20 protein-coding genes are annotated in these 22,148 nt (G+C 69.7%); 4 read left to right on the forward strand and 16 right to left on the reverse strand.

The features are described 5' to 3' along the window. Positions 1–55 precede the first annotated feature (55 nt). Positions 56–448: a hypothetical protein gene (locus tag KY572_RS22500; RefSeq protein ID WP_224244972.1), complete on the forward strand. Its 393-nt coding sequence runs from the start codon at positions 56–58 to the stop codon at positions 446–448. Here the strand turns inward: KY572_RS22500 and KY572_RS22505 are convergent. From KY572_RS22505 to KY572_RS22520, 4 genes are read right to left on the reverse strand one after another with little or no spacing between them, the layout of a single operon-like run. Beyond that, positions 417–1,604, reverse strand: a complete 1,188-nt coding sequence (locus tag KY572_RS22505) for a S1 family peptidase (protein WP_224244973.1) — start codon at positions 1,602–1,604, stop codon at positions 417–419. The genes KY572_RS22500 and KY572_RS22505 overlap by 32 nt on opposite strands. Beyond that, positions 1,601–2,182: a hypothetical protein gene (locus tag KY572_RS22510; RefSeq protein WP_224244974.1), complete on the reverse strand. Its 582-nt coding sequence runs from the start codon at positions 2,180–2,182 to the stop codon at positions 1,601–1,603. Before KY572_RS22510 ends, KY572_RS22505 begins: the two co-directional genes overlap by 4 nt. Before the next feature lie 31 nt (positions 2,183–2,213). Continuing rightward, positions 2,214–2,585 carry a hypothetical protein gene (locus KY572_RS22515; protein WP_224244975.1) on the reverse strand — a complete coding sequence of 124 codons (372 nt, stop codon included), beginning with the start codon at positions 2,583–2,585 and terminating at the stop codon, positions 2,214–2,216. A gap of 35 nt (positions 2,586–2,620) precedes the next feature. Further along, a complete protein-coding gene (locus tag KY572_RS22520; RefSeq protein ID WP_224244976.1) occupies positions 2,621–3,535 on the reverse strand; it encodes a hypothetical protein in 915 nt (304 codons plus the stop codon). A gap of 778 nt (positions 3,536–4,313) precedes the next feature. Here KY572_RS22520 and KY572_RS22525 point away from each other — a divergent pair. Beyond that, complete coding sequence (locus KY572_RS22525; RefSeq protein ID WP_224244977.1) at positions 4,314–5,129, forward strand: hypothetical protein; 816 nt, start codon at positions 4,314–4,316, stop codon at positions 5,127–5,129. Between the two features lie 70 nt (positions 5,130–5,199). Here KY572_RS22525 and KY572_RS22530 read toward each other — a convergent pair whose 3' ends face one another. The 5 genes from KY572_RS22530 to KY572_RS22550 form a co-directional block, all read right to left on the reverse strand. Next, positions 5,200–5,628 (reverse strand): hypothetical protein, encoded by a 429-nt coding sequence (locus tag KY572_RS22530; RefSeq protein ID WP_224244978.1) that lies wholly within the window; start codon positions 5,626–5,628, stop codon positions 5,200–5,202. A 1-nt stretch (position 5,629) separates the two neighbouring features. After that, positions 5,630–6,298: a hypothetical protein gene (locus KY572_RS22535; protein ID WP_224244979.1), complete on the reverse strand. Its 669-nt coding sequence runs from the start codon at positions 6,296–6,298 to the stop codon at positions 5,630–5,632. 167 nt (positions 6,299–6,465) lie between these two features. After that, complete coding sequence (locus KY572_RS22540; RefSeq protein ID WP_224244980.1) at positions 6,466–7,290, reverse strand: CheR family methyltransferase; 825 nt, start codon at positions 7,288–7,290, stop codon at positions 6,466–6,468. 33 nt (positions 7,291–7,323) lie between these two features. Further along, entirely contained in the window at positions 7,324–8,847 is a 1,524-nt protein-coding gene (locus KY572_RS22545; RefSeq protein WP_224244981.1) for a glycosyltransferase family 39 protein, read from the reverse strand. 127 nt (positions 8,848–8,974) lie between these two features. Beyond that, complete coding sequence (locus KY572_RS22550; RefSeq protein WP_224244982.1) at positions 8,975–10,555, reverse strand: R3H domain-containing nucleic acid-binding protein; 1,581 nt, start codon at positions 10,553–10,555, stop codon at positions 8,975–8,977. Between the two features lie 128 nt (positions 10,556–10,683). On the opposite strand from KY572_RS22550, the gene KY572_RS22555 reads away from it, so the two are divergent. After that, positions 10,684–11,298 carry a CAP domain-containing protein gene (locus tag KY572_RS22555; RefSeq protein ID WP_224244983.1) on the forward strand — a complete coding sequence of 205 codons (615 nt, stop codon included), beginning with the start codon at positions 10,684–10,686 and terminating at the stop codon, positions 11,296–11,298. 3 nt (positions 11,299–11,301) lie between these two features. Here KY572_RS22555 and KY572_RS22560 read toward each other — a convergent pair whose 3' ends face one another. Next, positions 11,302–12,696 carry a CapA family protein gene (locus KY572_RS22560; RefSeq protein ID WP_224244984.1) on the reverse strand — a complete coding sequence of 465 codons (1,395 nt, stop codon included), beginning with the start codon at positions 12,694–12,696 and terminating at the stop codon, positions 11,302–11,304. Further along, positions 12,693–15,530: a DUF3160 domain-containing protein gene (locus KY572_RS22565; RefSeq protein ID WP_224244985.1), complete on the reverse strand. Its 2,838-nt coding sequence runs from the start codon at positions 15,528–15,530 to the stop codon at positions 12,693–12,695. Before KY572_RS22565 ends, KY572_RS22560 begins: the two co-directional genes overlap by 4 nt. A 205-nt stretch (positions 15,531–15,735) precedes the next feature. On the opposite strand from KY572_RS22565, the gene KY572_RS22570 reads away from it, so the two are divergent. Further along, positions 15,736–19,239: a serine/threonine-protein kinase gene (locus KY572_RS22570; protein WP_224244986.1), complete on the forward strand. Its 3,504-nt coding sequence runs from the start codon at positions 15,736–15,738 to the stop codon at positions 19,237–19,239. A gap of 10 nt (positions 19,240–19,249) precedes the next feature. Here the strand turns inward: KY572_RS22570 and KY572_RS22575 are convergent, their stop codons facing one another. The 5 genes from KY572_RS22575 to KY572_RS22595 all read right to left on the reverse strand — a co-directional run bounded on the left by KY572_RS22575 (position 19,250) and on the right by KY572_RS22595 (position 22,121). Then, positions 19,250–19,717, reverse strand: coding sequence for a hypothetical protein (locus tag KY572_RS22575; RefSeq protein WP_224244987.1), 468 nt, complete (start codon positions 19,715–19,717; stop codon positions 19,250–19,252). Between the two features lie 299 nt (positions 19,718–20,016). Then, on the reverse strand, positions 20,017–20,874 hold the full coding sequence (locus KY572_RS22580) for an FKBP-type peptidyl-prolyl cis-trans isomerase (RefSeq protein WP_224244988.1): 858 nt from the start codon (positions 20,872–20,874) through the stop codon (positions 20,017–20,019). A 182-nt stretch (positions 20,875–21,056) separates the two neighbouring features. Further along, positions 21,057–21,314 (reverse strand): GlsB/YeaQ/YmgE family stress response membrane protein, encoded by a 258-nt coding sequence (locus KY572_RS22585; protein ID WP_224244989.1) that lies wholly within the window; start codon positions 21,312–21,314, stop codon positions 21,057–21,059. Positions 21,315–21,457: 143 nt separating this feature from the next. Further along, positions 21,458–21,946, reverse strand: a complete 489-nt coding sequence (locus tag KY572_RS22590; RefSeq protein ID WP_224244990.1) for a nucleotidyltransferase — start codon at positions 21,944–21,946, stop codon at positions 21,458–21,460. After that, positions 21,930–22,121, reverse strand: a complete 192-nt coding sequence (locus KY572_RS22595) for a hypothetical protein (RefSeq protein ID WP_224244991.1) — start codon at positions 22,119–22,121, stop codon at positions 21,930–21,932. Before KY572_RS22595 ends, KY572_RS22590 begins: the two co-directional genes overlap by 17 nt. Positions 22,122–22,148 lie beyond the last annotated feature (27 nt).

The raw sequence follows: 22,148 nt of genomic DNA on the forward strand, positions 1-22,148 counted from the left end.
TCTGCCCTCTGGCACCTCCGCCGAGCCATCCCTAACTGAGTTCCTGGGAGGCTCCATGCCAGAGAAATCACATGCGGTTCGCGCCAAGAGCGCGAAGAAGAAGGGCACCACGCTGGCGCTCAAGGCTTCGGATGTCGAGGCGGGTGAAGGCCTGAGCACGCACCGCGCCAAGAAGATCGGCGGGCCTCGTGAGATTGGCGAGGTGGGGTTCACGGATCGCAGCGTCAGCCCGCGCAAGCCGCCCGGGCGCGGCCTGACGACGAGGAGCCGGAAGCTGCCTCTGCCGGAGACGGGCAGCAGCACCTCGCGCCGCAAGACGCTCCCGGCCGAGGCTGCGGCGGGCTACCGCAAGGAGGGGACTCGGAAGCGGACCACGGGTCGGGGAGACACGTCGCCGCTCAAGGCCGCCAAGGTCCTCACGAGGCAGAAGCGGAAGAATCCGCGGTAGTTCGCACGCGACGGCGGTTGCGCGTCATCGGGAGCACCCACGCGAGCAGCCCGAGCAGGGCCGCTCCCGGTGCGCTCGCGCAGCCTCCCGACTCGGAGCGAGGCACCTCGTCACAGGGCGTGAAGCAGCGGCATGCTTCATCGCCTTCGGGCTCCAGCCGCGCGCACAGTCCCGCGGCTCCACACGCGGCGTCCTCCGTGCAGGGCGCGCCGTAGTCTCCCTGCTGCAGCGCGGGCAGGAGGCACCGGCGTGGGGCGCCGTCCACGGCGTCGCAGATGAGGCCCGAGGGGCAGTCCGCGTCCCGCTCGCAGGCGGCCCGACAGAGGTTCTCGGGCTCCAGCGTGGGCACGGCGGGCTGGGGGAGCGTGGAGAGGAACGGCTGGAGGAAGGTGTCTCGCAGCACGTCCACTCGCACGTTGACGGCCTCCGTGCGGCAGGCCACGTCTCCGCTGACGGTGATGCCGACGAGAACCTCTCGAGTGCCGTCACTCACCAGCACCGGGCCTCCGCTGTCTCCCACGCAGCTCATCCCGGGTGCCGGGCCCGCGCTGAAGGCGCTCGCGGACACCTCCCTCACGGCGAGCATCCCCTGGCGGCGACGACCCGCGGGTGCGCTGGCGTCCTTCGTGTCTCCATAGCCGAGGACACGCGCAGGGGTTCCGGGTGACAGGGAGAGGCGCGCGGGCTCGGGCAGCGGGAGGGGTGAGATGTCCACGGGGGTCGCGAGCCGCAGCAGCGCCACGTCGAAGGCATGGGTCTCGGGCACGTAGTCCGGATGGCGCAGGGCGCGGGAGACCCGGACGAACCGCCCCTGAGGCGCTGGCAGGAGGACCGAGCCGAGGAAGATTTCGTACGGCCCCTCTGGACCGAAGATGTTCAGACAGTGCGCCGCGGTGAGCACCACATCCGGCGCGATGAGCGCCCCGGAGCACAGCAGCGTCAGCGGCTCTCCCGAGCAGCGCGTCCGCCTCGCCACGAGCGCCACCACCGCCCCATCGTCCGGCGCGTCCGTGCCGTTCACCACGCGCTGTGACATCCGCGTGAGGGCGGGCGGATCCTCGGTGGACGTGCAGCCCGTGGCTCCCAGCGCCAGCAGGAGCCAGCCGATCCGGAAGACACCACCGTGAGGAGCGAGCGGGAACAGACGCCGCCTCATGGCAGCTCGGGCGGCTCGTTCTCCGCCTCGCGCGCGAGCTGCTGGAGCTCCTCTCGCAGCTTCTTCAGCCGAGCCTGGTGACGCTGGATCAGCGTATCCAGGCGCTGGCGCTCGGCCGCGTCTCCACGCGCCCCCGCCGCATCCCGGTCTCGCTCCAGCCGCTCCACGTCCCGAGCCAGCAGCGAGGTGATGCGCTCCGTCTTCCCGAGCCGCCACCGCGCCGTCTGGGGCTTCTCCGGCAGGATCGGATCATTCACCTGCGGCAGCGGGTTGGGCGACTCGGGCAGGGGCACGTCGTCCCCGGGACCGATCGGCACAACCGTGGCCCGCCCGGATGCTTCGGGCGCGGGCTTGGACGCGGACGCCACCGGCTCAGTGGCGCGCGGCGCGGGCGGACGCGATGGAGCCGCGGGCGCTCGTAGCTCAGGCGTCACTGTAGCTACGGAGGCCGAAGGAGGCGGAGGTACCTCCGGTGACGGCGGAGCGGGCGGCGTGGGCCAGAGCACCACGGCGAGCACCGCCACGGCGAGCACCGCGGCACCCGCGAGCGGTAGGACGAGACGGGCGGAGACTTTCATGGAGGGAGCGCTCGGGAGCGTACTTCAAGACTCACAGCCTTAGCTTCCACCCGCCGCCCTGCTGCTCGACGCGCAGGATGAACGGCTCCTCGCGGACGGCGCCATCGCGGGCCACCCTGGCCTGGACGAGCACCGCGTCGGGGGTGCGCCCGTCCACCTGCGCGCTCACGATGTCCACGAGCTCGATGCGATGCTCGAGCAGCTCGCGCACCGTGTCCTCGCAGGGCTTCGCGCTCCCACCGGTGGCCAGCATGGGCCCGAGCGTCCCACAGTCCGCGGACGGCAGCGCGGAGAAGAAGGCGCGCACGGTGCTCCGTGCGGCCTCCGTCTTCCGCGTCTCCGACGAGGAGCAGGCGAGCGTGGCGAGCGCCAGCCCGAGTCCCCAGGCCCTCGCCGACCTCACAGCGCCCCGGTTCAAGGGGGAACGGACCATCGCGCTCAGTAGCAGTTGGGAGCGAACAGCTCGTCGTCGCTGGCGGACGCGAACTGGTCGTCGCAGTAGCCGCTGGCCAGCATGTGGCCGTTGCGCACGCAGCCGTCGTGGTTGGTGGCGTCCAGCGTGTACTGGTTGTCACCGCCGCAGCCGCCGCCGCAGCGACCGAAGCAGTTGCCGATCACCTTCGGACGGCTCCAGTGGTCCGGCTCGCCGCACACCCACGAGCCGTTGCTCATGTAGAACTCATCCCCGCTGCACGTGCTGTGGTTGCCGAGCTGGGCGATCTGCTGGTTCACCGCGAGATCGAAGCCGCCCTTGTTGCAGTCGTGCTTGGCGTACGAGTACCAGTTGTAGGAGCTGCCGCAGCTGCCGGTCCAGCTGCCGTTGCACTTCGCATAGCTGCACAGCATGGTGTAGCCGCGGCCCTGCTCGCCCATCACCGTGCGCTGCATCTTCACGGTGCTCGGGTGCTCGGCCCACAGGCCCACCGCGCGCCGCAGGTACTTCGTCTCCGGCGTGGCCGCGTCACTGGAGGGCAGCTGCTCGTTGAGCGCGCCGTAGAAGGCCGTGGCCACGTCGCGGTCCGCGTCCGTCATCTGCGTGTCCTGGCCGTTGGCCTCGGCGAAGCCGTCCAGCGTGGACACTCCGTTCTCCGCGTCCACCAGGCCGGTGAGCGTCATCCCGCTGTAGCGCACCTCGATGCGGTACACGCCCGGCTCCACCTCGCGCGAGGAGAACGTCACCTCGGCGCCGCCCTGGCTGTTCCCGGCGATGAAGGTGCCGTGCGTGGCGCCCTGCTCCACGGTGACCGACAGGCCCTCCGCGGGCTGATCAACTCCCGGCTCCGTGGGGGCACCGCTGGGGTTCCCACAGGCACACAGCACCACTGCCACCACTGCTCCCAGAATCTTCCGCATACGACGAGACCCTCCCGGCCCAGGCTCCCTCTCGGATTCCGAGAAAGTGCGGGGATGTCGCGTGTACCGGAGTCGTTGCGACTCGTTCAAGACGGGGCGCGTCAATCCGCTGGGGTCAATTCCGACGCGCGGCGACGCCATGCCGCGCGCTGGGTAACGGCGGACCTCAGCCGCGCATCAACGTGAGGTTTTCCGGAAGGTGGGCGCCACAAGGCGAGGCCCTGTTGCCTTCTTCGGGGGGTACCATGAGCCAACCTGGACAATGAAGGCTCGTGGAGACCCATCACATGAGAGCAGCCTCGGTGCGACTGCGGGCGATGGCGGTGGGCCTTGCGCTCATGCTCGTTTCCTGTAGTGCGACTCGCTCCTCGGCTGTCGGACCTTCGGGACCCCAGGACCTGGCGAGGTACGCCATTGTCTTCGAGCAACAAGCGGATGGGCAGCTCGCACACGCCTGGGTCCCACTGACGGAGTTCGACCTGACGAGATTCCAGCACACCTTGAGCACGGTCAACATCCGCCGAGATATCGTGCGTGTCTCCTCCTCGGGTCTGAATGCTTATTGCGACGGTCGACATGACCAATGCGTGAATGACTGCCTCAAGAGCAGCAGGCCATTCGTGGTTGGTGGCCGCACTGTCGTGGTCATTGCCGGTGTGGCTTTCGCGGTCGTGGTCGCCGGCTCAGGCGGAGCGGCCCTCGCGCTGGCTCCACTCCTGGTCGTGGCTGAAGCCTCGCCAGCGTTCTCACCCGGAGTCCAACTGGCGGAGGCATGCAGGTGAATACGCTCGAAGCTCTTGCAGATGCCGCCGTCTTCATCGCGTCCAGGCGGCAGGCCGCGCACCTGGATGGCAACGAGGAGGAGGAGAGAATCTGGCTCTATTTGCGCGCACTCACCCACTTCGTCCGCGCCACTGGCCAAGTCTACCGGTTCGAGGATTCTCTCGAGATGGCTACTCCAGCTGGCGCACACAGAGGCGGGTTCGCGCGGCTGGCCGGAGAGTTGCTGCTCAAGGTCCTAGACGAGACAGCGGAGCCCCAACAGAAACAGCAAGTGCTCCTGCCCACTGCCCTCATCCATTTCATTGTCGATACCGGGCAGTCCGACGCCGCCGAGGACTTCTTCGTCCATCAACTGGAGTACGCCCCAGTGGCCATCGCGCACTTCGCAAGCATCGAGGAGGCAGACGCATGGCTGAGGAGTGTCGCGGAGCCTCCAAGCCCGGCCTACATCCTCATCGGCGATGAATATCATCAATTCTGGTACAGGCGTGAGGACAGCACGCGCGGCATGTATCGCGACTATCCCATCGAGACGGAGATGGAGGCGCTGACTGCCAGAGGAATCCCTCCACGGCCTCCCTCATTTGCCACACGAGCAGAGGCAGAGGCATGGCTGACGGACCACCCTGCCAATCCCTATACTTTTGTGCGGATCGCTGGGGAAGACTACTTCGCGGTCAACCACCGGAGGCTGAAACGCCATTCTCTCCACCACGTGGCGTCAGCCCTGAAAGCCTGGGAGGAGCGCAAGAGGGCTGTCGCGCAAGAGGACTCCCTGGAGGCGGCCCAGTCTGGCAAAGCCCGTGTGTAGCATCGAAACATTGCAGCCAAAGGCCCTGCAGATTCCTCCCCCATCCCTTCCGTACATCAGCTCAGTCAATTCACAGCTCGCCGAGAATCCGGCCACGTCTGTCGATCGCATATGTGGCCCCCGCATCCATGATGGGAGTCTCAAGCTCGATGCCACACCTGGAAAACCTGGGAAGGAAGCTGACAAAATAGAGATCATCGTTGGCCTTCAACACCGTGACGTCATACGTGTCCCGGCTTGCAAGGCAGCGCGCGAGTTTCTCATCACGAGCCGTCGACGTTACGCCCGGTGGCATGAACTCATTCCTGGCCACCTCGAGCACCGCCATCGTGGGACCATCCAGGTGGATGCCACCCTCATATGAATTCGGGAAGACGACCTTCTCGGCCTCCGCCAGCGGCGCTCGCTCCGCCTTGTCGATCTTGTAATATCCAAAACGCGCGCAACCGCTCACCAAAGCAACACAGGCGATGCTCGCCATGAAGAGGGAGGTCCTCATGTCAAGGCAACCAATCCTTTCCCTCGAACATCTGGATGTTGCCAGATTCATCATAGACTCGACCAATCTGAACCCACTGGCGCTCACGAAGCGCCGAAACGATGCGCGTCACATAGTTATAACCAAAAGCCCTGCATACCCCTCCCCCATCTAGATACAATAAATACAACTCGCGATGAAACACCCGCCCGGTCTTCTTGTCCACGACACGGGAAGGGCGCCAGGTGCCGCTCAAGTCCCCAGGTGAAAACCGTATGTTGTGCGGGTGAGTGTGGTCACCTCCGATGATGATGGCATCCGAATGACTTGGGTCATTGAGCGCTTGCGGCATCGAACAAGTCTTCGAACCCTTCGTATCGAGCTTCTCTCTGACATCGGAAAGATAGCTGAGATAAAAGGCATCCTCGCCCGGTGCGTAATAGCTTAGCGCGCAGTATTCACTTCCATGCACGCCACCGGTTGCCCCACCCTGGCTCGTCATGATCTTGCACGCATTCGCGGCCAACTCTTCCGTATTCCTGAAGGGGCCCGCCAGGGGCCCGGCGACCTCAAGGAGTCCATCGGGGCGACGGTACACTCGGACATTTGGGTTGGTCCCACACCCCATGGTGATTCCCAGCACTACAAGCGCGGCGACCCGCAGCAACCTTATAGGACGGTCGTGCGCCATGCAGGCTTCCTCATTCCTGGGCTCCCCTCAGCATCTCTGCCCGCAATGCTCTCACGAACATCCAAGATAGATGACACCAAACGGTGGGGGAAGAGCTGGGAGAACCAACCCACCACGCAACCTCACGGGTCGCGAGTTCCCGGAACAGATGCCACGGCAGGAGTACGTCAGCGTGAGGGCTTGCGGAAGATAGGCGCTGCTCCAGCGGCCCGCTCGAGCCCGAACGCGCCTTCGGGAAGCGACTCGTGCCCGCCGATGACGAGCAGCCCTCCGGGAACGAGCCGCTCCACCAGTCGCTCGAGCACCTCTCGCTGGAGCGGCGGGGCGAAGTACGTGAAGGCCACGTTGCGGCAGAGCACGAGGTGGAATGGCCCCGCCGGCAGCTCCGCGCGCAAGTCCTGACAACGGAAGGTGAGGTCCTCGCGGAACTCCGCGGCCAGGCACTGCTCTCCCTCCTCCGTGAGCGTGAAGGCCCGAGCAGCCCACTCGGCTGGCAGCTCGCGCAGAGTGCCCGGCGGATAGCAGCCTCGACGCGCCCTTCCGAGCAGGGCCTCATCCGCGTCGGTAGCCAGCAGCTCCAGCCTCAGCTCCGTGAAGGCTGGCGCGAGCCCCAGCCGGAAGAGGACGGCCACGGTGTAGGGCTCCTCGCCCGAGGCACACCCCGCGCTCCACACGTGGAACACGCTCTCACCTCGAGCCCGCGCCTCGCGCAGGAGCACGGGCAGCAGCTCCTCGCGCAGCACATCGAACACGTGCCGGTCCCGGTAGAAGCGGGAGATGGTGACACGGCAGAGCGCGTCGAGCACCGCCCACTCGGCCTCATCCGTCTCCAGGCGCTCACGGTAGGCGGCGGCCCCCTCCAGCCCGAGCCCCTTCATCCGCCGGCCGATGCGCTTGCACACCTGCCCTCGCACCCGACGAAACCCCTCCCAGCGCAGGCGCAGGCGCGGCGCGGCCCACCGCAGCAGCTCCACGCACTCGCGGTCCGTCATGGCCTCCGCCTCGGGCTCACTCCGGGAGCGCCGTCACTGCTGGATCTGCTCCCACAAGTCCGGCCCGCCATGCCCCTCCGGCGGAAAGCGCCGCGTGAAGCGGGACCGGAACCACTGCTTGCTCTCCTCGGTGAGCTGCCAGTCTCCACGCCACCCCAGCACCACGAAGCGACTGCGCTCCAGCAGCTCGCGGATCGCCTGCTGCGAGGCCGGCGTCCGGAAGGCCTCCGCCGTCTGCGTGAACTCCCGGCCCGTGGACATGGCTCCCCGAAGCATCAACGCATAGGAGTCCACCACCAGCGGCGCATCCGGGATGCTCGGTGGCAACAGGCCTCCCGCAAGCCCCCAGGCCGGCTCGAACGCGAAGAGCGATGCGCCTCGCGGCACCGACTGGCGGATGTACTTGCCGAGCAGCACCGTCTCGCGCTCCTTCATGCGCAGCCCCCCGCGCAGGAACGACACGGTGGGCGTCACCACCGCCACACACAGCACCAGCCACACGGACAGGGCCCAGTGCGGACGCCACGTCGTGAGCCACTGATAGACGGCCGCGGCCCCCATCCCCGCCAGGATCGCCTCCGAGGCGGCCAGGTAGGTGTTGTACTGGTTCCAGTAGCTGGGGGACGTCAGGAACGCGGTGATGGTCAGGATGTATGCCACCGCGCCGAGCCGCTCCGCCGGCCGCGTCGGCTCCGCCGTCCGGAACGCTCGCACCGCCACCAGGATGAGCCCCAGCAACGCCAGCGCCATGCCCACCAGGCGACGCTCATGGAAGAGCTCGTGCATGCGGCCGAGCTGGCTCAGCTCGCCATCCGCGGGGCGCATCGCGTGGAACATGAACACCTGGGAGAAGAACTCCGTGGGCGCCTTCCACACGAAGGGCCCCACCAGCAGCGCCACCGTCCCCCCCGCCGCGAGCACCAGTCCCAGGTGGGCTCGCCAGTTCGGCCACGGCGGACGCGAGATCAACGCGGCGAAGAGCCAGATGCCGCCCAGCACCTTCACCGAGATGGCCAGCCCGAAGAACACGCCCGCCAGCAGCCACCGCGGCTCCTCGCGCCCCGAGCGCGGCTCCGCCAGCCACGCATTCGCCCCCGACAGGCATGCGAGGTTCAGCAGCGGCTCCAGGAAGGGGCCTCGCTCGACGAGCACCGCCTCGGGATAGGTGGCGTAGGCCAGCGCCGCCACCACGCCCGCCACCGGCCCCCACACGCGCATCGCGAGCCGGCCCACCAGCAGCACGCTGAGCGCCCCGCTCACCGCGGCCATCCACCGGGCCAGCGCGAAGCCGCCATCCATGCCCACCTGCGAGCCGGCCAGGGCCGCCGGCCCCCAGAGCCACACCGAGCCCGGAGGGTGCACGAAGATGAAGTCCCGGTACGGCCAGTGCCCCTGGAAGAAGAGCGCCGAGGCCGAGAAGTAGACGCCCTCGTCATAGTCGATGGGGTAGCCGAAGGCGCCCCCAGACCGGAGCAACGGGATGAGTCGCAGCACGCCGGCGGCTACCGCCACGAGCGCCAGCGCCCATACCCCTCGTCGTTCCCAGCCACGCTCCATGGACCCTGGACGGTACCCATGGACGCGGGAAAGTAAAAGGACGCTTCCCATTCGTGACAACGCGCGGAAGGCTGGAAATCGCGGACTCGCGACGAACGCCCTTGACGCCGGACGACGAACGGTCTGCTCAGGCGCTACCCTCGGCCTCGCTCTCGTGGAGCGCGGCCTCCACCTCGGCGCCCAGCGGATAGATGGTGAGGTGGCGCACCGGCTCACTGCCCTGGCTCACCGTCTCCAGGTGGTATCGGCTCACGAGCCGGTGCTGCAGCTTGCGCAGCCGGGGCGGACGCGGCGCCAGCGGCACGGCCACGCCCTCGCTCAGCACGCGCTGGATGGCGTGCTCGGCCTCCGCCACGGCCTCGCGCACCAGGTCCTCGTCCACGCCCTCCACCATCAGGAAGGCCCCGCGCAGCGCCCGCCGCAGCTCCGCCCCGCTGTTGCGCTTGAGCACCTCCACGCGCGCGCCCGTCCGCTCCACCGTGCGCCGCATCTTCGGATCGTTCGCCCGTGAGCGCAGCGTGAGGATGAGGTCCGCCGACTCCAGCCGCCCCACCACCCGCGCTTCCACCTTCAGCTCGCGCAGCACGCGGTCCAGCAAGTCCCGGCTCACCGCGTGCGCGTAGACACGCGTAGGCCCGCTGTACGGCGCGGGTGCCGCCGGGGCCGCCTTGCTCCGAGGCGCCGGCAGCGGCGCCACCGACTGCGGCACCGCCTCCACCTTCAGCTCTCCCCCGTCCAGCCGCCGCCGCTCGCCGCCCACCTCCTGGCCCGCCAGCAGCCGGTCCACCGCCTCCGCCGTGTCCAGGTGCACCAGCACCTCGTCCCGGCCCACCATCTCCACCACCATGTCGAAGGTGGGCGGTGCCTTGCGCTCGCTCACCGTCTTCTGCGTGTTGCGCCGGCGGGCCTCCTCGTCACTCAGCGTCACCGTGTGCACCCCGCCCACCAGGTCCGAGAGCGTGGGGTTGAGCACCAGGTTCTCCAGCGTGTTGCCGTGCGCCGTCGCCACCAGCTGCACGCCGCGCTCGGCGATGGTGCGCGCCGCCGCCGCCTCGGCCGAGGTGCCGATCTCGTCCACGATGATGGCCTCGGGCATGTGGTTCTCCACCGCCTCGATCATCACGTCGTGCTGACGGTCCGGCCGCGACACCTGCATGCGCCGCGCGCCGCCGATGCCCGGGTGGGGGATGTCTCCGTCTCCGCCAATCTCGTTGGAGGTGTCCACCACCATCACCCGCTTGCGCAAGTCGTCCGCGAGCACGCGCGCCACCTCGCGCAGCTTCGTCGTCTTGCCCACGCCGGGCCGGCCCAGCAGCAGCAGGTTGCGCCCGGTGCCGATGAGGTCCTTCAGCATGTCGATGGTGCCGAACACCGCGCGCCCCACGCGCAGCGTGAGCCCCACCACGCGGCCCTTGCGGTTGCGGATGGCGGAGACGCGGTGGAGCGTGCGCTCGATGCCGGCGCGGTTGTCCTCGCCCGGCGGCCCCACCTGCGCCAGCACGTGCTCCAGGTCCGCCTGCGCCACGGGCTCGTCCCGCAGCCGCTGGGAGCCCTGGGTGAGCCGGGCCTCGGGCGGACGGCCCAGGTCCATCACCACCTCCAGGACTTCGCCCGGCGTCAGCTCGCGCACCACGGCCCGCAGAGCGGGAGGGAGCACATTCACCAGGAGCAGGAAGTCGTCATCGGGCTCGAGGCGCGTCTGTTCCATAGAGTGACCTCCTGGAAGAATGGGGTCTCCCCTCCCGAACGGCACTGCACGGAGGGACACCTGCTGGCGGGCAGGCGGGCGCTCCTTCCTAGCCCCGCCCGGGCCCGGTCCGCGATACAGATCGCCTCATGCGCCTCCTGACCTCCTTGCTCTCCCTCACCCTCCTCTGTGTCACTCCCCTCGGCCTCACCGGCTGCGACTTCGGCGACGAGGACTCGCAGGAGCCCGATGGCGGCTCGCCCGATGGTGGCTCACCCGATGGCGGTTCGCCGGACGGTGGCTCGGCGGACAGCCCGTTCGCGCGGGAGATGCTCTCCGCCCACAACGCGGTCCGCATCAATCCCTTGCCCACGCCCAACCCGGCCCTGCCCGTGCTCACCTGGTCCGAGACCGCCGCGGCCAAGGCCCAGGCGTGGGCGAACCAGTGCAAGTTCGCCCACAACCCTGACCTCAAGGGCTACGGCGAGAACATCTTCGCCGCGACGCCCAACTCCGTGACCACCGCGGGCGTCGTGCAGGGCTGGGCCTCCGAGGCGAGCTTCTACGACTACGGAAGGAACACCTGCGCCGCGGGCAAGCAGTGCGGCCACTACACGCAGATCGTCTGGAGGGACACCACGCAGGTGGGCTGCGCCTTCAAGGACTGCAACCAGAACTCGCCCTTCGCTGGCTTCCCCCAGTGGCGGTTCTGGGTGTGCGACTACACGCCTCCGGGCAACTTCGTCGGCGAGCGCCCGTACTGAGGCTCAGCGCTGCACGGACAGGAGCGCCTCGCAGCGACGCGAGAGCTCCTCCGTGTCGTCTCCCCGGAAGCCGAAGCCTGACCAGCGGTAGGCGGCCATCCGCGTCCCGGATGCACTGGGGCGCGGCGCCACGAAGGAGTCCGTCCGGTGCAGCGCGCACAGCACCCCGGGCTCCTCCGGCAGGAGCCGGGCGTCGATCAGCGGCCAGGCCAGCCCGGACCCACGCCACCTCGCCACGAGCCTCCCTCCCCGGCCCTCGTACACGTAGGGCCGCAGCGCCTCTTCCCCATCCAGGGGAGAGAAGCGCCGCTCCAGCGTGAACAGCCGTGGCTCGCCCGAGGCCTCGAGCCGTCCAACTTCGAGCGCCGTGAGCGCTCCCGAGCCGACCCGCATCGTCACCTGCTCCCCCTGCACCACCTCCACCTGCGCCACGGGGAGCTCTCCCTGCACCGAGCGCGCCTGGAGCCTCAGGGCTCCCAGCTTCACCGGCTCGTGCAGCGGCACTTCGCAGCCCTTCAGCCGTGCCTCCGTCTCGGGACTCGCAGCGACCTCCGGCCAGCCCCTCCCAAAGGGGAAGGAGGTCTCCAGCCCTCCACAGCGCAGGATCCGCTCCACGATGCGGCAGTCCGCCGCGAGGCCCACTCGACCGGCCGGGTACTTGTCGCGGAAGCGGAAGTTCCCCACGGAGAAGTAGACGGGCCGTCCGTCCACGCACTCGGGCGCCTGCACCACGTGCGGGTGGTGCCCGACGATCAGATCCGCCCCCTGCCTCACGAGCCACTTCGCCGCCTGCCGCTGCGCGGGGTGCGCCCAGTCGAACAGCTCCTCTCCCCAGTGCACGTACACGACGACCAGATTCGAGAGCGCTCGCGCCAGCCGCAGCTTCCGCGCCAGCTCCACCGAGGGCAGCTCCCGCACCGGCCCCGTGCCCTTCGTGACTCGAGAGAGCGACACCACCCCCACCGTGACGTCCCCCACCCTCAGGAACGTCGGAGACGACTCGTACCGCAGCGGGAAGACTCCCGACTCGGACAGCACCCGCGCCGTCCGCTCCAGGGCCTCGGGCCCCAGGTCTCGCGAGTGGTTGTTCTCCAGCCCCAGCGCGGTGAACCCCGCCCGGGCCATCAGCGCCCCCGTCGTCTCCGGCATGGCGAAGCAGGGCGACTCCGGCGTGGGCCGGACACAGGCGGACGCCTCGCCCATCGAGCCCTCCAGGTTCCCCACCACGAGCTGGGACGCCCGCGCCTCCGTGAGCCAGGAGCTGCTGGCCGGCGGCTCGGGCGTGCCTCGCTCCGCGACGATGTCTCCCACGAAGAGCAGGCGCGGCGCCTCCGCCCTCGCCGGCCCGAAGGCCGAGAGGACCACCAGCGCCGCGAGGATGAAGGGCCGCGCGCTCAAGGCCAGGCGATGAACGGAGCAATCCAGGTCGGCCGGGGCGTCCGGGCCTCCATGGCCTGCCACTCCTCGTCCGAGATGGGCTCGTCCTGGATGACCTCGTAGTACGAGTACACCGCCCCGCGGACGATCTGCCGGCGTCCCAGGTGGGGCACGACCAGCTTCCACTCCAGCGGCTTGCCCACCGCCACGTGCAGCAGCGGCTTGGGCCCGCCATCCGCCACGTCGGCGATCTTCGAGATGGGCTTCGGCTCCGAGAGCGCCAGCTTCGGATCCCCCAGGCTCTTGAAGATCAGATAGGTGTGCTCGAAGTTCCGGCCCACGTAGAGGATCTGCTCATACTCCGTGGACGTGAGCGCCTCGCCCCGGAGCTGCTTCTCCGCCATCGCCTTGAAGGCGCGCGCGGCCTGCGCCGAGCTCGTCAGCCGCTTGAGCACTCCCTCCACCACCGCCTCGCGCTCCTCCCCGACGTCGCTGGTGAACTGGCGGTTGCCCAGCGAGGCGCTCGCGCGACGGAAGGCCTCGGCCGTGCCCTCGAAGAGCTGGGCGATGGCCTCGAACGTCTTCGGATCCGGCTCGACGAACCCGCGCGGCTGCTCCGGCCAGACCCGCTCGAACTCACCGCCCGAGCCCAGCTCGGCGGCGACGCGCTCGTTCACCAGCACCGTGGCGTGCCGCAGGGTCGCCCAGCTCCCCAGCCCCGTCTGCAGGCGCTTGGCCTTCCACAGCTTCGCGTCCACACCCTTGGGAGGCGCCACGTCCTCGGCCCACTGCAGGGCCAGGGCACGCAGCCACCTGTCATAGAGGCTCGTCGAGGCCTGGGCCGCCGTGTACTTCTTGAACCGCGCGCCCAGCTCGTCGAGCGCCCGCCCCAGCGGCGGGAACTGCTCGAGCTCCGAAGCCATCAGCTCCCGAGCCCTCTGGCTGCCCATCGCCGCCGCCACATCCAGCCCGGTGGGCAGCAGGCGAGGCACCCGCGGCTCCGGGGCCTTCTCCAAGCACCGCTCCGCCACGAAGAGGAGCTCCGGGTCCACCTTCATGCCCGGCGGAACGGGCCCCTGCATGCGCTCGGGAAGCGGCGTCTCGCAGTGGAACACATCCGTGAGCATCACCTCGTTGTCGAAGCCCCACGAGAGCGGGAACACCATGGCCGTGCTGCTCGGCGCGCGCAGGTACGGCGGCGGAGCGAACGCCTCCTTCGACCAGATCAGCGGCGCTCGGGCCGGCGCGATGTAGCCGTCGTAGGCGGCGATCCACGCCCGCGCCAGGTCCTGCGTCCTGGGAGGCAGCCTTCCCAGGAGCTTCGTATCGAGGCCTCTCGACACGTACGTCAGGTAGCGCATCGCCTGGAAGTAGCGCTTCAAGTCATCCGAGGCGGTGTAGTGGCCGCGCGGCTTCAGCTCGCCGAAGTCGAAGTTGCCGTTCAGCGCCTGGGAGCGCTCCGGGCCCTTGGCCGCGATGATGCGCTGGGCCTCGGGGTGCTTCGGCGCCGGCTCCGCGCGCAGGGACTCGAGCGCCGCGAACACCACGTCCCAGCCCTCGGCCAGCTTCTTCCCGTCCTGGTTCGCCTCGCGGACGAAGTCCCAGAAGCGCGGCATGGCCTGGTAGCGCTCGGCCAGGATGAACGAGCCCTCGTACGCCGCCGCGAACAGCTCCCAGAAGCCATCGGTGGTGACGAGGTACGGCACCGCCTCGGAGGTCTCCTCGCGGTACAGCTCCTCCTCATAGAGGTGGTAGAGCTGGGTGTACCGTCCGGGCACGAACGCCCCCGCGTGGCGCCCGAGCTTCTCCAGCTCCGCCTTCGACTTCACCGCCAGCCACCCGTTGGACACGTCCCCCAGCGGAATGGAGACGGGCTCGAAGACCACGGCGGGCCGCTCGCCGCCGACCACGCCCACCAGCCCCTTACCGTCCACCGTCAGCGCCGGAGGCGCGAGGAAGCGCTGGCCCTCCACGATGGGCCGGGGCTTCTTCTCGAGCGACAGCTGCACCCGCGCCCCGGGCTTCCCTGGCTCCCAGAGCAGCAGGCCCAGGCCATTGGGCAGGAAGGCCACGGCGGTGGCGGGCGCGGACGAGCTCTTCTCCCTCAGCTCCCAGGGCGGGGAGTAGTCCGCGATGCGTGCGCTCCCCTTCGCCTCGGTGAAGAGCAGCCGCTGCCCGTTGGGGTGCACCGCCACCGGCAGGGCGCTCGGCAGGTTGAGGGGCTCCGGCACGTCGTACTCATCCATGTCGCGCGGCTCGAGCTTCTCCGAGGCCGGGCCAATCACCAGGTACTCGCGCGTGCCCAGCTCCGTGAGCGTGCGCAGGGCGTAGCCGCCCGCGTACCGCACCCCGAAGAAGAGCCGATAGCCTCGCACCTCCTTCTTCCCGTCGGAGAACAGGAAGGGCCGCGGGCTCACCACCAGCCCCTTCAGCTCGCGGTCGCTCGAGTAGAGCTCCGAGCGCTCCAGGAGGTCGCCCTCGCCCGGCGGCGTCAGGAGGCTGATCCCCGAGCGGCTCCCCTGTCGCGTGAGGGCGAACACCTTCCCGCCACCCGGGTGCCAGGCCACTGCCTCGACCGAGACCCCCGCCGGGGCCTTCCACGCCATCGACGGCCTCGCCTTCCCCACCGTCCAGAGCGCCACCCAGGAGCCGCCGTCAGGCGCGCGCACGGCCACGGCCACGTCGGGCCCCAGCGGGGAGACCGCGGTCGCGAGGACCTGCTCCCCGGCCGCCAGCTCATACCGCGCCGGTTTCGAGGCAGAGGCGACGACTACCGGCTCGGGCGTGTCGAAAGGAGAGACAGCGGCTGCAACCCCGGTTAGTAGGCAGGCGAGTGTGGCCAGGAGACGTGTCATCGCGCGGGAGACTCCTGAGAGAGGCCGGAAGCCAAGCCCGGCCGGGCTTGTGGCTGCGCAAGCTAGCAGTGCGGATACCCCATCGCACAGGCCACCACTCCTGAACCGGGTAGGTGTCTACCCGGCGCGCTTCCTTCGGGCCGGTTGGGAGCGCGGAGGGCACCCGGTCTAGGCTCGTCTCACGCAGTCGAGGCTTCCTTCCGTCATGAAAGAGTCCGTCAACGCCGCTTCTCCCCTCTCCGAGGGGGAGGCCTCCACCCTCCACCGAGCCCCGAGCCAGAACACCCCGGCCTCGGACGAGTTCGCCACCACGCTGCACCCCAGCCAGCGGACGCCCTCCCAGGCGGGAGTGGACCCGCTCAGCTGGAACCTGCCGCTGGTGGATCGCGAGCGCTACCTGCTCGAGGGCGTCGTCGCCGAGGGCGGCCACGGCCGCATCCTCCGCGCGCAGGACCTCCACCTGGAGCGCGTGGTGGCGCTCAAGGAGCCCATCTCCACCGGCACCTCCACCCAGGGCCGCTTCCTGCGCGAGGCCCGCATCACCGCGCGCCTGCAGCACCCCTCCATCGTCCCGGTGTACGAGGCCGGCCGCTGGCCCGGGGGCGAGCCCTTCTACGCCATGAAGCTCGTCTCGGGGCGCTCCCTGGCCCGGCTCATCGAGTCGATGACCACCGTGGACGAGCGCCTGGCCGCGCTGCCCCACGTGCTCGCCGTGGCCGAGGCCATGGCGTACGCCCACTGCGAGCGCGTCATCCACCGGGACCTCAAGCCCTCCAACGTGCTGGTGGGGGAGTACGGCGAGACGGTCGTCATTGACTGGGGCCTGGCCAAGGAGCTCGACGCGCCGGAGCCGGCCATCGAGGAGGAGGCCAGCCGCGCCGGCTCGCCGGAGACCGAGCGCACCCAGCTGGGCACGGTGATGGGCACGCCGGCGTACATGCCACCCGAGCAGGCCGCGGGCCAGCCCGTGGACGAGCGCGCGGACGTCTACGCGGTGGGCGCCATCCTCTACCACCTGCTGGCGGGCCGGGCGCCCTACCTGGGCACCACCTCGCAGGAGGTGCTCCAGCACGTGCTCCACGAGGAGCCCACGCCGCTGGGCACGCTCCAGCACTGTCTGCCCCAGGAGCTGCTGGACATCGCCTCCCGGGCCATGGCGAGAGATCCGGCGCGGCGCTACCCCAGCGCTCGCGAGCTGGCCGAGGACCTGCGCCGCTTCCAGGCGGGCCAGTACGTGCGGGCCCACCAGTACACGCTCTGGGAGAAGCTGGTGCGCCTGGTGCGCCAGCACCGCGGGGCCTTCGCCGTGGGCGGGGTGATGCTGGTGGTGCTGCTCCTGATGGCGGCCAGCGCCCACCGCCACATCATCCACGAGCGCGACATCGCCCAGCAGGAGCGGGATCTCGCCCGGCAGCGCCAGGCGGAGCTCACCCAGCGCGCCGACGAGCTCGTGCTGCTGCAGGCCCGCCACGCGTTCGAGGAGTCCCCGGACGGCGTCCTCGTCCAGCTCGACTCGCTCTCGCCCGACTTCCAGGACTGGGGGCGGGCTCGCATCCTCTCGGGTGAGGCTCAAGCGCAGGGCCTGCCCATGCGCCTGAAGGGCCACACCCACGCCATCAACCACATCGAGCTGTCTCCGGATGGCCGCGAGCTGGTCACCGCCAGCGACGACAAGACGATCCGGCTGTGGGACGCGCGCTCGGGGCAGGACCGCGTCGTGATGACCTTCGACGACGAGGTGTGGAGGAGCTCCTTCTCCCATGACGGGCGCTACGTGGCCGCCGGTGGCAAGCAGGGCCTGGTGAAGGTGTGGGAGCGCTCCACGGGCACCATCCGGGAGTTCGCGGGCCACAAGCTGCCGGTCATCTTCACCGCCTTCACTCCCGACGGGCGCTACCTCCTCTCGGCCGGCTACGACGGGAAGCTCCTCCGCTGGGACCTGGCCACGGGCACCTCCTTCCTGCTGGGCAGCCACGAGGGCGGCGTGCTGGACCTCCGGCTGATGCAGGGCGGAAGGTACCTGGTCTCCGCGGGGATGAAGGACCGGAGCGTCCGGCGCTGGGAGGTGGAGACGGGCGCGAGCGAGCTCCTCCTCGCCCACACGCGCTACCTCACCGCGCTGGCCACCTCCACGCGGGCCGAGGCCTTCGCCGTCGGCACCGACAACGGGAAGATCCTGCTGTGGGACTCGCCCACGGCGGCACCCCGGACGCTCGACAGCGGGAGCAGGTCCGTGAGCGTCGTGGCGCTCTCGCCGGACGGGCGCTACCTGGCGGCCCAGGCCTCCATGGACCCCATCCTGCTGTGGGACTTGAAGAGCGGCGGACCTCCGCGCTCGCTGCCGAGCGCCCCGAGCTGGAAGTGCACGCTCACCTTCTCCGAGGATGGCCGGTGGCTGGCGGCGGGCGGCAAGGACACCAAGGCCCGGGTGTGGGAGGTGGCCACCGGGCGGCTGCGCGTGCTGCATGGGGCACGGTCCACGGTCAGCTCGGTGGCCTTCTCGCAGGACGGCCAGTGGCTGGCGGCCGCCAGCCATGACGGGACGACGCGGCTCCACGAGCTGGCGGAGCGCTACCCGCTCACCGTGGCGAGCCACGGCGGGGCGCTCCCGGAGGAGGCCGTCTCCCTGGACTGGCGCCACGTCACCCCGTGGGAGATCCGCGAGCTCATGCGCGGCGTCGTCTCCGCCGCGGCCTTCACGCCGGATGGCCGCCACGTGCTCTCCGCCGGCAAGCGAGATGGCACGGTGCGCCTGTCCGCCCTGGACGGCACCCCGGCCCTGGTGACGAAGGCCCACGCTGGCGACATGACGGCCGCCTTCGTGCTGGAGGACGGCAGCCTGCTGGCCACGGCGGGACAGGACGGCTCGGTGGCGCTCTGGAACAGCCAGGGCCAGCGGACCCAGGAGCTGAAGGGCCCCACGGGCCGCATCGAGGCACTGACGCTCTCGGCGGACAGGGCGTGGGTGGCCGCGGGCCTCGCCGACGGCGAGCTCTGGCTGTGGAGCACGGCCACCGGCCAGGGGCGCTCCCTGGGCAGGCACGCCAAGAGCCCGCGCGCGCTGGCCTTCTCACCGGACCACCGCTCGCTGGCCTCGGGGAGCACGGATGGAGAGGTGCGCCTCTGGGAGCTGGCGAGCGGTGAAGGCCGCCACGTCTACAGCCACCAGCTGGAGGTGGTGGACGTGGAGTTCTCGCGGGATGGCCTGCAGCTGGCCTCCTCGAGCTCGGACCACACCGCCTGGGTGCAGCCGCTGCCCCTCGAGCTGGAGGGCAAGCCGCGCCCGGGCATCAGGAAGGACCTGAGCGGCACCGGCGTCGTCACGATGCGCTTCTCTCCGGATGGGCGTGAGCTGCTCACCAGCAGCCTGGGCGATCACCTCGTGATGCGCACCCACCTGGCGGAGGACAGGCCGACTGGACACCTGCTCGGCCACGCCGGCACCGTGCTGAGCCTGGCCTTCTCCCCGGACGGCCAGCGCATGGCCACCGCCAGCGCGGACGGCTCGGCACGGCTGTGGGACTTGCGCAGCGGCGAGAGCCGGGCCCTGCATGGACACCAGGGCCCCGTCCTCTGGGTGGCCTTCTCGCCGGATGGGCGGCAGGTGCTGTCGGCCGGCCAGGACGGCACGGCGCGCGTGTGGCCGGATGATCTGCCGCTGGAGCCCCAGGCGCTGCGCGACTGGGTGCACGCTCAGGCCACGCGCTGAGGCGAGCGGCTCAGGCCATGGCCTGGGGCTGCTCCAGCTCCAGGGGCATGGCGGGCTCGCGAGTGCCCGGCTCCTCCAGGCGCCGGACCCGGCGGATGCGCGAGACGATGCGCAGCGCCTCCAGCTCCGTCTCGGCGAACTCCACGTCCACGCGCCACGCCCCGGTGAAGTAGAGCGCGATGACGATCGCCTTGGTGATGGCGCGCTGGAGCGCGTCGGCCCCCACGTAGATGAGGCCGTGGAACCACTCCGCGCGCAGGTTCTGGGAGAGGTGCTCCCGCGCCGCCTTGTCGATGGTGGAGCCGGAGACATCCGAGATGACGAAGATGGGTCGCTCCGCGGCGGCCTCCTGGAAGATGGTCAGCACGTTGTCGACATCCTCGATCCGAGTGGGGCCGCGCCACGTCAGGCGCAGCAGGTCCGGAGCCTCCCAGCGAGCGCTGTGGGTGCCGAACGTCCACTCCTTGATCACGCTCATCGCATCCCTCCCCGTCAGTCCCAGGAATCTAGGAATGAGGCGCAAGCCTCCAAGGGGGGCCCCCGCGGGACAGTGGATCCGCCTTCTCCGGTGTGGAGTGCTGGAGGATCCAGGTGCTCAGCCCATGACAGAAGGGCTCGGGCCTTCACGAGGAGTGAGGAGGACTGCGACGCGGCGGGAGCCCGCCAGCGCCCGCATGAACGAAGCCCCCGCGCCAGACCTGGGGACAGGTCCGACCGGGGGCCTCGGGGACTCGGCGCCGGCTGACGCTCAGGGGCGGCGGCGGGCGCGGAGGGCTGCTACTTGGTGGGCGCGCCCGCGGGCTTGCCCTGGGCCGGCGGGGTGGCCGACTTGCCGGGGGGCGGGGTGCCCGGGGTGTTCATCGGCATGGGCGAGGTGGGAGGCGCCATGCCCTGGGTGACGTCCAGCAGCTCCACCTCGAAGACGAGCGTGGATCCGCCCGGGATGTTCGGCGGAGCGCCGCGGTCGCCATAGGCGAGATCCGACGGGCACACCAGGCGGGCCTTGGTGCCCACCTTCATCATCTGCACACCCTCCGTCCAGCAGCGGATGACGCCGTTGAGCGGGAAGGTGGCGGGCTCGTTGCGCTTGTAGGAGCTGTCGAACTCCGTGCCGTCGATGAGGGTGCCCCGGTAGTTCACCTTCACGATGTCCGAGGACTTGGGCTGGGCGCCGGTGCCGGCCGTCAGCTCCTTGTAGACCATGCCGGACTCGGTCTTCTTGGCGCCCTCCTCCTTGGCGGCCTGCTCCAGGAAGGCCTTGCCCTTCTCCTTCTCACCGGAGGCCTTGGCCGACTGGCGGGTGGTGTGGAGCGCGGAGATCTTCGGCCCGTACTGCTCGATCTCCACGGCGGGCTTCTCGCCCTTGACCTGGGCGGAGATGCCGGCCTTGACGTACTCGAGCTCCTCGGCGCTCAGGCCGAAGCCGGTGATGCTCCGGCCGATGGAGAGGCCCAGCGCGTACAGCGTCTTCTGGTCCTCGGTCTGCGGGTTGGCGGCCGTGCCCGAGCCACCGCTCGCGCTCGCGCTCGCGCCCGTGGTCGCACCCGCCGAGCCACCCTCGGCGCCTTTGTTCTCCGCGGGCTTGTTGCAGCCGGCCAACGCCAGCGCACCCGCCAGTATCCAGATCTTCCGCATGTCCTCGCCTTTCCTTGCTGCAGGGGCAGCGTGGGAACGCTGCCAGCAGGGGCCACTTACTACAGAACGAGGCGAGGCTCGCGCTTTCCGACCATCTTCCTGTCGGGTGTGCTGCCCTCCGGCTGGCCGGGAGCCGCCGCCCTGGCAGGCCCACCCCGGGCTCCTCGGGGCGGCTGGGGCGCTCAGCGCTTGGAGGAGAGCGCCTGGGAGATCAGCAGCAGGACGATGGCGCCGACGATGGAGCCGATCCAGCTGGAGGGGGAGGGGCTCTTCCAGTTGCCGCCCCAGATGAGGGCGGACATGACGCCGCCGACGAAGGAGCCACCGACGCCCAGCAGGGTGGTGCGGATGAAGCCCATGTTCTGCTGGCCGGGCATGACGAAGCGGGCGATCAGGCCCACGATGAAGCCGAAGACGACCCAGCTACACAACGACATCATGACGTCTCCTCCCAGGCGCGGGGACAGCCCGCACGGGTGCTTCCACCCACAGCCACCGAGTCTGCCCCACTCTCCCCCGCGGTGCGAGGGGAGAGGTCCAGCCCGGGTGGCACAGGCTGAACGAAAAGCGTGAGCCCATCGAATCAGGGCTTGCCTGCTTGCTGCCGGGCACGAAGTGCCAGCAGCTCACGTTCGACGAGGCGGTCCTTGTCTCGCCCGAGGTGATGCTTGACGGTGATGAGATCGTCCAGGCTGATGATGCGGCAGGGACGTCCATAAAGCTCCAGGGTGGTCGCTCTGGCCGCTACCTGTTCATAGGAGCCCACGGGTACGACCTCCGACAAGACGTCCAGACGGCCCAGGTCCGTCAGCAGGTACAGGTTGCGGTTCGCGGAGAGCTCCGCGGCAGTCTCCGTCACGGGGCGCTTCGGTACGGCGAGCGCATACCTTGGATGGAGCGAACCGAGTGCAGTCAGCAGTCGCGAGAGGTTCTCCTCCCGGAAGGAGGCCGTGACGTCGAAGTCCTGTGTGAAGGTCGCCGAGCCATAGGCGATGGCGGCCACGCCCCCGATGATGACGAACTCCACCTCCGCATCGAGCAGCAGGCGAAGGAGCTCAGGAGTCCGTTGCATCGTCAGGGACTCCCTTGGGGCGCAGCGCCTCGTACAGCTCCGTCATCCGCTGCAGCTGCTCGATTCGCTCGGTCGGAGTCAGGCGTAGGTTCTCCTCGAGCAGCGAGACGTCCACTCCCTCCTCGATGGCGGCGTCCCAGTCCGGCCCATAGCTTGGAAACGCTTGCCGAAGCATCTCGCGTGCATCCATCTGAAAAGTGTA

This window comes from Hyalangium gracile (assembly GCF_020103725.1).
In the GTDB taxonomy this organism is placed as follows: Bacteria; Myxococcota; Myxococcia; order Myxococcales; family Myxococcaceae; genus Hyalangium; species Hyalangium gracile.

What these genes read in the sequence shown, in the direction of transcription:
- KY572_RS22500 (WP_224244972.1), top strand. Translation starts at nt 56, where the DNA reads ATGCCAGAGAAATCACATGCGGTTCGCGCCAAGAGCGCGAAGAAGAAG.
- KY572_RS22540 (WP_224244980.1), bottom strand. Translation starts at nt 7,290, where the DNA reads ATGACGGACCGCGAGTGCGTGGAGCTGCTGCGGTGGGCCGCGCCGCGC.
- KY572_RS22520 (WP_224244976.1), bottom strand. Translation starts at nt 3,535, where the DNA reads ATGCGGAAGATTCTGGGAGCAGTGGTGGCAGTGGTGCTGTGTGCCTGT.
- KY572_RS22505 (WP_224244973.1), bottom strand. Translation starts at nt 1,604, where the DNA reads ATGAGGCGGCGTCTGTTCCCGCTCGCTCCTCACGGTGGTGTCTTCCGG.
- KY572_RS22580 (WP_224244988.1), bottom strand. Translation starts at nt 20,874, where the DNA reads ATGCGGAAGATCTGGATACTGGCGGGTGCGCTGGCGTTGGCCGGCTGC.
- KY572_RS22555 (WP_224244983.1), top strand. Translation starts at nt 10,684, where the DNA reads ATGCGCCTCCTGACCTCCTTGCTCTCCCTCACCCTCCTCTGTGTCACT.
- KY572_RS22595 (WP_224244991.1), bottom strand. Translation starts at nt 22,121, where the DNA reads ATGCTTCGGCAAGCGTTTCCAAGCTATGGGCCGGACTGGGACGCCGCC.
- KY572_RS22570 (WP_224244986.1), top strand. Translation starts at nt 15,736, where the DNA reads ATGAAAGAGTCCGTCAACGCCGCTTCTCCCCTCTCCGAGGGGGAGGCC.
- KY572_RS22510 (WP_224244974.1), bottom strand. Translation starts at nt 2,182, where the DNA reads ATGAAAGTCTCCGCCCGTCTCGTCCTACCGCTCGCGGGTGCCGCGGTG.
- KY572_RS22575 (WP_224244987.1), bottom strand. Translation starts at nt 19,717, where the DNA reads ATGAGCGTGATCAAGGAGTGGACGTTCGGCACCCACAGCGCTCGCTGG.
- KY572_RS22545 (WP_224244981.1), bottom strand. Translation starts at nt 8,847, where the DNA reads ATGGAGCGTGGCTGGGAACGACGAGGGGTATGGGCGCTGGCGCTCGTG.
- KY572_RS22585 (WP_224244989.1), bottom strand. Translation starts at nt 21,314, where the DNA reads ATGATGTCGTTGTGTAGCTGGGTCGTCTTCGGCTTCATCGTGGGCCTG.
- KY572_RS22530 (WP_224244978.1), bottom strand. Translation starts at nt 5,628, where the DNA reads ATGAGGACCTCCCTCTTCATGGCGAGCATCGCCTGTGTTGCTTTGGTG.
- KY572_RS22565 (WP_224244985.1), bottom strand. Translation starts at nt 15,530, where the DNA reads ATGACACGTCTCCTGGCCACACTCGCCTGCCTACTAACCGGGGTTGCA.
- KY572_RS22535 (WP_224244979.1), bottom strand. Translation starts at nt 6,298, where the DNA reads ATGGCGCACGACCGTCCTATAAGGTTGCTGCGGGTCGCCGCGCTTGTA.
- KY572_RS22590 (WP_224244990.1), bottom strand. Translation starts at nt 21,946, where the DNA reads ATGCAACGGACTCCTGAGCTCCTTCGCCTGCTGCTCGATGCGGAGGTG.
- KY572_RS22550 (WP_224244982.1), bottom strand. Translation starts at nt 10,555, where the DNA reads ATGGAACAGACGCGCCTCGAGCCCGATGACGACTTCCTGCTCCTGGTG.